This is a genomic window from Desulfococcus sp., assembly GCF_050178255.1.
GTDB lineage: Bacteria > Desulfobacterota > Desulfobacteria > Desulfobacterales > Desulfococcaceae > Desulfococcus > Desulfococcus multivorans.
In genome coordinates this window covers 35743-48545 of sequence record NZ_JBFXGG010000004.1, presented here as the reverse complement: position 1 = coordinate 48545, position 12803 = coordinate 35743, and the positions used below count along the sequence as shown (strand labels likewise).

The window sequence follows — 12803 nt, the reverse complement described above, 5'->3', positions numbered from 1 at the left end:
TCGCCTGAAACGGCACGATCCGGAGGCCTCAAAAATGGACCGCACCTTTCAAACTGATAAAGCCGGGTTATCGGTCATGACGGAGAACCGTGACCCACAACAATAAACGAGAGGTAATTGAATATGAAATCAGGAAGTAATTTGGAGAAGGTACTGAGAGCCGGGCATTTTGCTTTTACGGGCGAACTCGGACCTCCGCGCGGTGCAAATGCCGATGCCGTCAGAGAAAAAGCCCGTTACCTGAAGGGTCTGGTCGATTCCGTCAATATCACGGACAATCAGACAGCCATGGTTCGGATGTCCAGTTGGGCCGCGTCGCTGATCGCCATAGAGGAAGGTCTCGAACCCAATTACCAGATGGTCTGTCGCGACCGAAACCGGCTCGCCATGCAGGCGGATGTTCTGGGTGCTTCGGCTCACGGCATCCGAAATCTGCTCTGCCTTTCCGGAGATCATCAGCAGTTTGGGGATCATCCCAATGCCAAAGGCGTCTTCGATATCGATTCGACCCAGTTGATTTCAACCATAAAAAAAATGCGCGATGAATCCAAGTTCCTGAGCGGCGCAAAAATTGACGGCGCTCCCAAGATTTTCATCGGAGCCGCAGCAAACCCTTTTGCCGAGCCTTTTGAGTGGAGAGTACATCGACTGGCCAAAAAGATCGAAGCCGGTGCGGATTTTATTCAGACCCAGTGCATTTATAACATGAAAAAAATGCGGGAATGGGTCAAGATGGCCAACGACATGGGATTGACGGAGAAGGTCGCCATCCTCGCGGGGGTTACGCCCATGAAGAGCCTTGGTATGGCCCGATACATGAAAAACAACGTTCCCGGCATGGACGTCCCCGACGAAATCATCGACCGTTTGAAGGGTTGCGCGAAAGGCAAGCACGCCGAAGAGGGCATTAAAATGGCCTGCGAACAGATCGAGGAGTTCAAGGAGATGAAGGGCATCGCCGGTGTCCATCTCATGGCCATCGAATGGGAACACAAGGTTCCAGAAATCGCCGAGAGGGCTGGTGTACTCCCCAGGCCCACCTTTAACGAGGAACCGGCAGAATAGCGTCAACCGATATTTAACGTAAAACCGGCCGTCCTTCTGCAACGGTCTCAAATCAAAGAGCCGCTTGTCCATGCCGCACGTCGTGCAATTATGGCAGGCGGCTTTTTGGGTATCACGAGATCATGCATTTGTTCGTACCGGCCGAACCCATTTGCTATATCGTGCAAAAAAGCTCAGAAAACGATAGGTGTAAACCATCTTTTGAGTTCCGCGCGAAGTGTTTTGATCTCCGTCACAGCCGCCGCCCAATCCTCGCGAGCCGGTCCCTCCGATCGTCGCAGCAAGGCCGTCTGGGCCGGGCAGAGATACCATGTACAGATCCATGGACGGTCCCGGCGCTCAAGCCGGCAGCCATGGCACCCTGCGTATCGACACACTGCCGTCCATTGGGAAATGGGCTGAGCTTCCGGCATGGGCATCCCGTTCAGGTAAATCGTCAAAAGATCCGTCATATCGAACCACACCTTGGCGCTCAGACAGCAAGGGTCGGGACAATGAGGGCAGGTTCGCCGGCAGAGACCGTCCAAGAGGAGCGCCACCGAGGCCGTACGCAACCGGATCGATCGCGCCGTCACAACCGCCTGATGGAGTTCGCCGGGATGATAGACCCCGTAGTCGGCGATACGTCCGCTGATCTCGATCCAGTATTCCGGTAGCTGCAACGGCGGCGGTTTCAGATTCATCGGCATATGGATCCTCTCTGCAGAAAAAGTCAGGTTCGGGTTTTCCCCCGATCAAGACTTCGATACTGGATGGCTTCTGAAAGATGATCGAGCCGTATCATCTCCGATCCATCCAGATCGGCGATGGTTCGACTGATCTTGAGGATACGGTTGTAGGCCCGGGCTGAAAGGCCCAATCGACGCATAGCCGTTTCCAGGAGGGTTTCGGAATCTTCGTCGACGGTACAATACCGGCGGATCTGCCGGCTGCCCATCTGGGCGTTGCAATGGATGCCGGTCCGCTTGAATCGCCGCGTCTGCATGGCGCGCGCCATGGAAACCCGCCGTCGTATGACGGCCGAAGACTCGCCTGAAGTGCCGCCGGTGAGGTCTTTGTAAGCCACGGCAGGCACCTCCACGTGAATATCGATCCGGTCCAGGAGAGGTCCTGAAATCCGCGACCGATAACGTTCGACGGAAATCGGAGAGCAATGGCATTCATGGGCATCATCCCCCTTGTATCCGCACGGGCAAGGATTCATGGCCGATATGAGCATGAAGCTTGCGGGGTACGTCAGGGTCGAATTCACCCTCGAGATGGTGACCGAAAGATCTTCCATGGGCTGGCGAAGCACTTCCAGCACATTTTTCTTGAATTCCGGTAATTCGTCGAGAAACAGAACGCCGTTGTGGGCCAGGCTTACCTCGCCCGGTCGAGGAAAACGCCCCCCACCAATCAAGCCGGCATCGGATATCGTATGGTGGGGCGCCCGAAAAGGTCGACGGACAACCAGGGCCTGTCCTCTATCCAGCCCACCGATGACACTGAATATCCGGGTAGTCTCAAGGGATTCTTCAAAGGTCATGGGCGGCAATATAGACGGAATCCGGCGGGCCAGCATGGTCTTTCCCGATCCGGGGGGGCCGATCATCAGAAGGTTGTGAGATCCGGCCGCAGCCACCTCCAGCGCCCGCTTGACATGCTCCTGCCCCATGACGTCGGAAAAATCATCCGGGTAATGCTCCGAATTCGAAAACAGCGTATCAAGACACGTCTTCACGGGCGGGATGGAAGCCAATCCCCGACAGAAATCCACCACTTGGGACAGATCCGTGACGGGCAGAACCGATATTTCCTGAACTACCGCGGCTTCAAGACTGTTCTCCCTGGGAACCATAATTCCGGCATATCCGGCTCGCAAGGCGGTCAGGGCCGTGGGCAGTGACCCCCGAACGGGTTTGACCCGGCCGTCCAGGGAGAGTTCGCCCAGGATCATGTAGTCAGTCAAAACGTCTTTTGGGATCAGACCGACAGCGGCCAGGATGCCTATAGCGATGGGAAGGTCGAGACCCGTACCTTCTTTTTTGATGTCGGCGGGAGCGAGATTGATGGTGATCCGATCGTCCGGAAAGGCATACCCGGAGTTCTGAATGGCGGCTTTGACCCGCTCCTTACTTTCCTTGACCGAGGCTTCGGGCAGTCCGACCGTCGTAAAAGACGGCAGGCCCGCCGAGATATCCACTTCCACATCCACTATGAATGCATCAATGCCGATCACCGCACTGCTCAACACTTTGGCAAGCACACCATCTCCTTCCTTTCAGACGGCCGGCTGGAAGACCGGAGGACGAAAGTCCGTCCGCGACCATTGCGTTTCGGTTCCGGTATTCCCGAATGGACCACTATCCCCTTTTCAAGACGCTTCGTTCTCAAGCTTCTGTTCTCCGCCTTTCAACATCACTCCATGATTCGGGGTTGAAGCCGACTTCAGCGATATTGATTGGAAAGGGCCGGTTCCCGGAAGTTTCAAGTTGAATTTTTAAATTATAACAAAGCGCTAAAATGAGCACAATTATTTTATCCTCTTCAAACCGCTCAAAGTTTTTCCGGAAATTGTTGTCAAATCCTTGAACACTAGGCTAAAAGTGTTTAAAAATACCTTTATTCCTTTCAAACGCAAGGGAAAAGCAACGGCGACGCCTCGAAGCAAAAACGTATTTCATCGCCGTGGCGACGGGATGTGTCGGGTCAGACAGCGGTGGACGACCCAAATAATAAATGGATTGACAGCCCTGAACGGAGAGGCACCGTCAACAGCAAGGTGGAGGCATTCTTGATACAAACCCGTCAGCAAACGCTGGCCAAAATGGTTTTCTGTTCCGGGATGGGCGTACATTCCGGAAAAATCGTCAACATGACCATTCATCCGGCTCCGATCAACCACGGTATTCAATTCGTTCGAAAAGACTTGACAGGCAGTCCAAGGATATCAGCCCATTTCAATCAGGTCGTGGATACCAGTCTGGCCACGGTCATCGGCTCGGAGGGATGCATCGTCTCCACCATCGAACACCTCATGGCGACATTTGCGGGGCTCTCCATCGACAACGCCCTGGTTGAGCTCGATTCCTATGAAGTCCCCATCATGGACGGCAGCGCCGGGCCTTTTACCCGGCTCGTACGTTCGGCAGGAACAACGGCCCAGTCCGGTCCCAAGTGCTATTTCGTCATCAAAAAGCCGATAGCGATTGAATCGGAGGGGAAATCCGTCTCGGTTTACCCCGAACCCACAACCCGAATTACCTGTACCATCGAATTTCCGCACCCCATGATCAAGCGACAGACCTACTCCATCGAGGTGACGCCGGATCGCTTCGAAAAAGAAATCAGTCCGGCCCGAACCTTCGGTTTTCTGCATGAAGTCGAATATATGAAACGATATGGCCTCGCTCGGGGGGGATCTCTCGACAATGCCGTCGTCATCGGCGATAACGGCGTCGTCAACGAAGGCGGTCTGCGATTTCCAGACGAGTTCGTGCGGCACAAAATTCTTGACTGTATCGGCGATTTCTCTCTTCTGGGGCTTCCCATCATAGGCCACATCGTGACCCATCGGTCCGGCCATGCTTTCAACCACGCCTTTCTCAAAACTCTTTTCAGTCGGAAGGAATCCTGGGAAACGATCACCATCAACAACGCCGACGACATCACCCGGCTTCAGGGTCCCATTGGTTTCCGGAGTGAGCCGATCTGACGTTATGGGGCAGTCGCGATATCGGCACATCGGCGTCGCCTGCCTGATGGCCATCATGCTTCAGGCCTCGCCGGGCCTCGCCCTCGGTGCGAGCATTGCGGATATTTCCGTGACCAACAGCCAAAAGGATCTTCTCCTCTACCTGAAAGTCAAGGACGCTTTTACGGAACCGATCCATGAGGCCGTTTCGAGCGGTGTCCCCACCACCTTTTCGTTTTTTATCGTTCTGGAGGAAATTCGTTATTTTTGGGCCAACCGAACCTTGTCTGAAATGACCCTTACCCACACCATCAAGTATTACAACCTCAAGAAAGAATTTACCGTCACACGCTCCTGGGAAGCGGACCCTTCCGTCCCACTCATGTCGTTTGACGAGGCCAAGGGGCGGATGACCCGGATCGACGGCGTCAAGGTCATTCCCCTGGATCGGCTCAGGAAGGGCAATGCTTACCGCATTCGCGTCAAAGCCAAACTCAGCAAAATGACATTGCCGTTCTATTTGAGATACATCATGGTAATGGCATCCATGTGGGAATTTGAAACCGACTGGCACGCCGTCGACTTTACGTATTAAACGGTCGATATACGGCCGGTGCCGCTTTTGCCTCAATATCGACCCGTTTTTAACCTTATCTTGAATTCGTTTTTCAATCCGCCATGCGAAAAAACCGAATCAAAAGCCGCGCCACTTTTCTGACCGACGAGGATCGGCGACGACGCAGGCGAGAAATCATTTTGATTGTCCTGATTGCCGTCGTCGTAGTCGTGCTGACCTACGTCGAGAATCGCCTTTTCGATTCGGTTTCGGATTTTCCCATATCCAACACCATCTTGATGTTCATCCTCATCAACATCAACCTGTTGCTGCTGCTCCTGCTGGCCTTTCTCGTTTTCAGAAACCTCGTCAAGCTCCTTTACGACCGAAAACGGAAGGTTATGGGTGCCAGCCTGCGAACCCGCCTCGTTGTGGCATTCATCGGATTGGCCCTGCTGCCGACAACGGTCCTCTTTTTTTTCTCCATCCATTTCATCACTACCAGCGTCGAGTTCTGGTTTAACGTTCCCATAGAGCAGGCCCTCGACAACTCCCTCCGGGTCGGCCGCCAACTGTATCGATACGTGGAAGACCATAATCGCTTCTTTCTGGAACGTATCGTTTATCAGGTCGACGCCCGAAACTACATTGACGCCCCTCAACAGGATGCGCTCAGAAAATATACACAGGTCGTTCAGCGGGAGTTCAATATCGAAGGCGTCGAGATTTACGACGCCGAAGCACGACGGTTGTCCATCTCAATCAGCAAATCATTTCCGGAACCCCCTCCGGCCCTTTCCAGATCCAACTTCGAACAGTATCTCGGCGATCAATCGATTCGGGCCGTATCCGAAGAAATCCCCATCGGCGAACTGAACCGGGTGATCGGCGCCATCCCCCTGGGAGCCCATCCCCGAAACGCACGGGGCTTCATCATTCTCTCAACCCTCATTCCGCCGAACCTCACGGAAAACCTGGCGGCCATTTCTCGGGGATACGAAGAGTATCAACAGATCAAACTGTTCAAACAGCCCATCCAATCGACGTATTACATCACCCTGTCCATCGTCGCGCTGCTGGTGGTTTTTTCGGCTATATGGCTCGGGTTTTACCTGGCGAAATCCATCAGCATCCCCATCAAGGAATTGGCCGAAGGCACCCGACGAGTGGCAGGGGGCGATCTCAGTTTCAGCATCGCCATGGTTGGGGACGACGAAATCGGAAGCCTTGTGGATTCATTCAACCGAATGACGCGGGATCTCAGGACCAACCGGGAGCAGTTGGAATTGTCGGCCCGAAAGCTCCGCGAACAGAACGAAGAAATCGAGGAAAGCCGCCAATATATGGAGATCGTTCTCCGAAATGTCTCCACCGGCGTTATCAGCATCGATGCCCAGGGCATCATCCGGACCGCCAACAAGTCGGCGGAACGCATGCTCAACCTCAAATCCGAAGAAATTCTTCACAAAAACTACCGACGGCTCTTCGAAGGCCAGGACCCGGACCTCGATCGTGATATCATGGACAAATTCGTGGAATCCGGGAAGCGTACCCTGGCGATGCCCCTTCGACTTATCATCAATGAACGGCCCCGCAGCTTCATGATCCACGTCAATGCGCTTCAGGACGACAAAAAGCGTCACATTGGACTGGTCGTGGTCTTCGACGACCTGACGGACCAGGAAAAGGCCCAACGGATGGCGGCGTGGCGCGAAGTCGCCCGGAGAATCGCCCATGAGGTCAAAAACCCCCTGACCCCCATATCCCTATCGGCCCAGCGCCTCCGACGAAAATATTTTCAGACGATCCAGGATCCTGTATTTGACGAATGCACCCAGATGATCATCGATCATGTCGAGTTGATCCGCAACCTCGTGAATGAATTTTCGAAATTCGCTCGATTCCCGGCCGCCAATCCGGAGCAGGTCAGGCTGCCCCCCATCATTGAAGAGAGCGTGGCCTTATTCAGGGAGGGACACCCCGACATTCATTTCGACGTACAAGTCCAGACGAATCTGCCCTTGCTCAACCTGGATCGTTTCCAGATGAAACAGGCCGTCATCAACCTGCTGGATAACGCGATCAGCGCCATGGGTGGAAACGGGACGATCACCATCACCGCGACCCTGGTCCCCTCCAAAAGGATCGTACAACTCGATATCGCCGATACGGGTCCCGGCATCGCCCGGTCAGACAAAACAAGGCTTTTCGAGCCCTACTTTTCAACAAAGAAGACCGGCATGGGTCTCGGACTCACCATCGTGAGCACCATCATAGCGGATCACAAGGGCACCATCCGCGTCCAGGACAATCATCCGATGGGAACGGTATTCATCATAGAACTCCCGGTATAGCAACGTACGCCGCAACACCATCAAAGGAGAAGGCATGTTTCCAACCATCATGATCATCGACGACGAACCCAACATCCTGAAATCTCTGGGCGGACTTCTTTCCGACGAAGGCTTCGAGGTCATCACCGCAAACAACGGGTACGAGGGCTTGAAATTGATAGAAGACAAATCCCCCGACCTCGTCCTGCTGGATATCTGGATGCCGGGCATCGACGGCATCGAAACTCTCAAAGAGATCAAGAAGCATCATCCCGCCCTTCAAGTCATCATCATCACGGGTCACGGCAATATCGAGACCGCGGTGAAAGCCACAAAACTGGGTGCCTTCGACCTGATTGAAAAACCCCTCTCCATCGACAAGGTCATCGTTGACATCAACAACGCCCTCAATTTCAGAAGACTCGAGGAGGAAAACCGCTACCTTCGGAAAAAAACACTCGAAAAGCACGCCATCAACGGTAAAAGTCCGGCTATCGTCGAACTCAAGAAACAGATTGTCGTTGTCGCCCCCACCGACTCGTGGATCCTTATCACCGGTGAAAACGGCACCGGCAAGGAGTTGGTGGCACGGACGATCCACCAGTTCAGCAAACGGGCGGAGCAACCCCTGATCGACATCAATTGTGCCGCGATACCCGAAGAGCGTCTGGAAAGCGAGCTGTTCGGCCATGAAAAAGGCGCGGTCTCCTGGTCGGACACACGAAAACGAGGACGGTTCGAAATCGCCAACGATGGAACCCTCTTTCTCGATGAGATCGGAGACATGAGCCTTCAAACCCAGGCCAAGCTCTTGAGGGTGCTTCAGGAACAAACCTTTCAGCGCGTCGGGGGCGGCAGAGACATTCGCGTCGACGTCAGGATCATCGCGGCATCCAACAAGGACCTGGAAACAGAAATCGAGAAGGGCAATTTCCGGGAGGATCTGTATCATCGCCTCAATCAAATACCGCTCCATGTCCCATCCCTGAAAGACCGCATCGAAGACATTCCCGTCCTGATGAACATCTTTCTCGAGGATCGCGGCAAAAAAACCGGGCCGTCACCCACTCATATCACGCCTGAAGCCATGGAGATGCTCATGTCGTATCCCTGGCCCGGCAATGTCCGGGAACTGAAAAATCTTATCGGACGGCTCGTAATCATCTTGAACAAGACGACAATCGAGGTTGAAGATATCCCTTTTCCTTACAACCCGTCGGCCGGCAGAAGCGGCAAATCCGAAGAAGAGCTGTTCAGCATTGATCAGCTTTCCACCGCAAAGGAGATGTTCGAAATGGCGTTCATCCGAAGAAAGTTCTCTCAGTACGGCAACAACCTCACCAAAACCGCCGGCGTTATCGGCATCGATCCGGCCGAACTGCGTCGGAAGCTCGAACAATTCGGGGTATCGGTTTGAGAATTATCAGCGGCCGTTTGCGGGGTCGAAAGCTTCTGCCTATCCGGGGTAACGCCGTTCGCCCGACTTCGGATCGAGTGCGGGAGGCGATTTTCAACATTATCGGCAGGAATATTGCGGAGGCTCGGGTACTCGATCTTTTCGCCGGCACCGGCGCCATGGGTATCGAGGCCCTCAGCCGGGACGCTCGGTCGGCAATTTTCATCGACAACCGAAAAGCCTCGGTCGCCGCTGTACGGAAAAATCTTGAACACCTGGGCCTCACGGAACGCTCCCGGGTGGTCCTGTGGGACATTGATAGAAACCTAAACTGTCTCACCCCTCATGAACCGGATATTCATCTTGTTTTCATGGATCCCCCCTACCACAAAAATTTGATCGGCCCGGCGCTTTTTCATTTGCGGCAGCGCCGAATTCTCGCACCCGGAGCGCTGGTGGTCGTCGAGCACGCCGCAAGCGAACCTCTGCCTGAACAGTTGTCGGGATATGATCTGTCAGATCAGAGAAAATACGGAAAGACCTTGGTGTCCTTTTTAAATTATGCTATGAACGCACCAAATAAATCATGAGGAACTCGAACGCATGCCTAAAATCGCCATCTATCCCGGATCCTTCGATCCCGTCACCAACGGTCATCTCGACATCATTCATCGCGGACTCGAAATCTTCGACCGAATCATCGTAACCATCCTGTGCAACCCGGCAAAAAAAAGCCTGTTTACGGTGGAGGAGCGGGTGGAGATGCTGAAGGAAAGCCTGGCGGGTCAGACCAGCGTCGAGGTGGATGTTTTCCACGGCCTCCTGGTGGACTATGCACGCCAACGGGAGGCGGATGCGATTCTGAGGGGCATGCGAGCCGTATCGGATTTCGAATATGAATTTCAGATGGCCCTGATGAATCGAAAACTGAACCGGGATATCCAGACGGTTTTTATGATGACGGGTCTCCGGTGGATCTTTACCAGCTCGACCATCATCAAGGAGGCCGCCAAATTCGGCGGAGACATCGAAGATATGGTGCCCCCTTTGGTTAACCGGAAGCTGAAGGAAAAAAACGGGTTTCTCCACACCCCCTGATTGATCCGACGAAACTGAAAAAATATATCCCGGGGAAAAAGGCGTCTACAGCCGTTGACGCCTCACTTTAACCTTTCAAGATTACCCCATGGATCTCTGGCAGCTCAACATCTTTTGCAAGGTCATCGAATCCGAAAGCTTTTCAAAAGCCGGAAACATCGTTCATCTCTCCCAACCGACGATCAGCAGTCATATCAAAGATCTCGAAGCCCATTTCGAGTGCCGTCTGATCGATCGCCTGGCCAAAAAGGCGATCCCCACGAAGGCAGGGGAACTGCTGTATGAATACGCCAGAAAACTGATCGCCCTGAAGGAGGAGGCCGAGGCGGCCATGGCGGCGTTCCACGGCAACCTGAAAGGACGCCTGGTCATCGGAGGCTCCACCATTCCCGGCGTTTATATTCTCCCTCGAATGGTGGGTCTTTTCGTCGAAACCTATCCGGATGTCACCACCGCCATCCGCATCGGGGATACGGAAGAAATCGTCGCAGATGTTGCCGCAGGTCTTCTGGAGGTCGGTGTCGTGGGCGCCAGGACCGGTCTGAAGCAGATTCATCAGGAACCGCTTCTGGCGGACGAGCTCTGCCTCATCGTTCCGGTGGATCACCCGTGGGCCAAAAGGGGAGAGATCACGCTGTCCATGCTCAAGACAGCGCCGTTTATCATCAGAGAGGCTGGATCGGGCACACTGAAATCCATCGAGAAGCATCTGAGTCAGGTGTCGATGAGCGTCGCCCAACTCAACATCGTCGCCGAGATGGGCAGCACCGCGGCCGTTATACAGGGCATCAAAGGACGAATAGGCATATCAATCCTCTCAAGGATTGCGGTAGCCGAGGAGTTGGCTGGGGGAATCCTGGCCGTCGTCGCTGTAAGAGGCCTCTCTCTGAAACGTCATTTTTACCTGACCAGTCATCGCCGAAAGACCCTCTCTCCCCTGTCTCTGGCGTTCATCGAATTCCTGAAAGGGCGAATCACCCTTTGGCCCGATCTATCCGTCGATTGATGACCGCAGTCAAGGGTGGCCGCAAGGAGAGCTTCTCGATAACATAGACCAGAGAGAAGCCGGCGACGGCAAGCAGCAACGCTTCCGTCAGGTAAGGGGATGCACCGGTTGCATCGAGGTAAGCCGTGGGAAGAATGTTTTTTTCCACCACTGATCTCACCTCTCCTTCCGAGGACACAACAGTTTCGACAACAACCTTCCAGGGCCATACCTTGTTGAGGGATCCCACCATAAGCCCCGTTAGCATAGCGATGGTCGGTGCGTAATAGCGCCGGAGAGTCCAGCTTAAAAAATGGGAGAACGAGAGAATCCCGACGACGCAACCCGATCCGAAAACGGCGATGATCACGAGATTGAAATCCCGGATCGCGGTGAATATATACTCATATTTCGACAACAGCACCAGAATGAAGCTTCCGGAGATTCCCGGCAGGATCATGGCACACACGGCGATCATACCGGAAAGAAAGACAAAACTCAGGGTTTCAGGGGTTTCAGCGGGAACGGCGACCGTAACGGCATACCCCAGAATCACCCCTCCCAGACCGAACCCCAGAATCATCGGGTTCCGGCTATTGATTTTTCGCGCCACCATCAGAATGGAGGCGATGATCAACCCAAAAAAAAATGCCCAGACCAACACGGGAAAATCTTCAAGCCAGTAGAGAACAAAACGGGAAAAGATGAAAAGCGATGTCCCGATTCCCGCCAGAAGTACGGCTAAAAACGTCCCGTGAATATGGTGCCAGAAGCCTCGAAGATCTCTCTGCCGGAGAAATTTCAATGCCCGACCGTCAAAGGATCGAATCGCCAGGATCAGTTCCTCGTAAATGCCTGAAATGAAAGCGACCGTCCCACCTGAAACCCCGGGAACCGCATCCGCGGCTCCCATGGCAAGCCCCTTGAGATACAATAGAATAAATGAATGCATAGCGCCGTTTTCTATAACGTGTTTTTCGGCTATTCCTTTTTCCAACCATATTCGCCGACAAGTTTGACGAAGCGGCATCCGCCGAGGCTGGTTTGGTGAACGCCGCGTTCATCCTTTTCGATCCGAACCAAATCCTGAATATACTGATCCCCTACGGGAATGACCAGCCGCCCTCCCGGCGTCAGTTGATCGATCAGCGGTTGCGGGACGATCGGTGCACCCGCAGTCACGATAATTGCGTCAAAGGGACTCTCTTCCCGCCACCCGCTGGTTCCGTCGGCATAGCGAGTGACGATGTTGTGATATTTGAGATTATCGAACAGCCGGCGGGTTTTGATGTAGAGTGCGTGAATCCGCTCAATGGTGTAGACACGGTAAACGATCTGAGCCAGGACCGCAGCCTGGTATCCGGATCCTGTTCCGATTTCGAGGACGCGGTCCTTTTCGCCCACCTTGAGAGCCTGTGTCATTTCGGCGACAATGTAGGGTTGAGAGATGGTCTGTCCGTCGCCGATGGGGAGGGGGAAATCGCCGTAAGCCTGATCTTCCAGCGCTTCGCTCACAAACAGGTGTCTTGGAACCCTCCTCATGGCATCCAGCACCCGCGGATCGCTCACACCTCGCGCTTCAATCTGTCGCTTGACCATCTCCTCGCGACGACGAAGGTATTTTGATATCTCTTTTTCCATAATTTTATTTTATATCAACTCTGCGGATGCACGTCAATAAACATATCTGTTTT

12 protein-coding genes are annotated in these 12803 nt (G+C 53.8%); 8 read left to right on the top strand and 4 right to left on the bottom strand.

Going from position 1 to position 12803, the window contains the following annotated elements:
• Positions 1 to 123: 123 nt before the first annotated feature.
• Positions 124 to 1065 (top strand): methylenetetrahydrofolate reductase, encoded by a 942-nt coding sequence (locus AB7S84_RS02015; protein WP_020877019.1) that lies wholly within the window; start codon positions 124 to 126, stop codon positions 1063 to 1065.
• A 173-nt stretch (positions 1066 to 1238) separates the two neighbouring features.
• Here AB7S84_RS02015 and AB7S84_RS02010 read toward each other — a convergent pair whose 3' ends face one another.
• Both AB7S84_RS02010 and AB7S84_RS02005 read right to left on the bottom strand, forming a co-directional pair.
• A complete protein-coding gene (locus AB7S84_RS02010; protein ID WP_020877018.1) occupies positions 1239 to 1754 on the bottom strand; it encodes a hypothetical protein in 516 nt (171 codons plus the stop codon).
• A gap of 23 nt (positions 1755 to 1777) precedes the next feature.
• Positions 1778 to 3313 (bottom strand): YifB family Mg chelatase-like AAA ATPase, encoded by a 1536-nt coding sequence (locus AB7S84_RS02005; protein ID WP_020877017.1) that lies wholly within the window; start codon positions 3311 to 3313, stop codon positions 1778 to 1780.
• A gap of 528 nt (positions 3314 to 3841) precedes the next feature.
• Here AB7S84_RS02005 and lpxC point away from each other — a divergent pair.
• The 7 genes from lpxC to AB7S84_RS01970 all read left to right on the top strand — a co-directional run bounded on the left by lpxC (position 3842) and on the right by AB7S84_RS01970 (position 11130).
• On the top strand, positions 3842 to 4762 hold the full coding sequence (gene lpxC / locus AB7S84_RS02000) for a UDP-3-O-acyl-N-acetylglucosamine deacetylase (protein ID WP_020877016.1): 921 nt from the start codon (positions 3842 to 3844) through the stop codon (positions 4760 to 4762).
• 4 nt (positions 4763 to 4766) lie between these two features.
• A complete protein-coding gene (locus AB7S84_RS01995) occupies positions 4767 to 5336 on the top strand; it encodes a DUF4390 domain-containing protein (RefSeq protein ID WP_020877015.1) in 570 nt (189 codons plus the stop codon).
• Positions 5337 to 5497: 161 nt separating this feature from the next.
• Positions 5498 to 7651: an ATP-binding protein gene (locus AB7S84_RS01990; protein ID WP_428152816.1), complete on the top strand. Its 2154-nt coding sequence runs from the start codon at positions 5498 to 5500 to the stop codon at positions 7649 to 7651.
• 34 nt (positions 7652 to 7685) lie between these two features.
• Positions 7686 to 9047, top strand: coding sequence for a sigma-54-dependent transcriptional regulator (locus AB7S84_RS01985; RefSeq protein ID WP_020877013.1), 1362 nt, complete (start codon positions 7686 to 7688; stop codon positions 9045 to 9047).
• Positions 9044 to 9616: a 16S rRNA (guanine(966)-N(2))-methyltransferase RsmD gene (gene rsmD, locus AB7S84_RS01980; protein ID WP_020877012.1), complete on the top strand. Its 573-nt coding sequence runs from the start codon at positions 9044 to 9046 to the stop codon at positions 9614 to 9616. Before AB7S84_RS01985 ends, rsmD begins: the two co-directional genes overlap by 4 nt.
• 13 nt (positions 9617 to 9629) lie before the next feature.
• Positions 9630 to 10124 (top strand): pantetheine-phosphate adenylyltransferase, encoded by a 495-nt coding sequence (coaD, locus tag AB7S84_RS01975; protein ID WP_020877011.1) that lies wholly within the window; start codon positions 9630 to 9632, stop codon positions 10122 to 10124.
• A gap of 88 nt (positions 10125 to 10212) precedes the next feature.
• Positions 10213 to 11130, top strand: a complete 918-nt coding sequence (locus AB7S84_RS01970) for a selenium metabolism-associated LysR family transcriptional regulator (RefSeq protein ID WP_020877010.1) — start codon at positions 10213 to 10215, stop codon at positions 11128 to 11130.
• Here AB7S84_RS01970 and AB7S84_RS01965 read toward each other — a convergent pair.
• Complete coding sequence (locus tag AB7S84_RS01965) at positions 11099 to 12061, bottom strand: DUF368 domain-containing protein (protein WP_428152815.1); 963 nt, start codon at positions 12059 to 12061, stop codon at positions 11099 to 11101. The genes AB7S84_RS01970 and AB7S84_RS01965 overlap by 32 nt on opposite strands.
• A gap of 29 nt (positions 12062 to 12090) precedes the next feature.
• Positions 12091 to 12750, bottom strand: coding sequence for a protein-L-isoaspartate(D-aspartate) O-methyltransferase (locus tag AB7S84_RS01960; protein WP_020877008.1), 660 nt, complete (start codon positions 12748 to 12750; stop codon positions 12091 to 12093).
• Between the last annotated feature and the right edge of the window lie 53 nt (positions 12751 to 12803).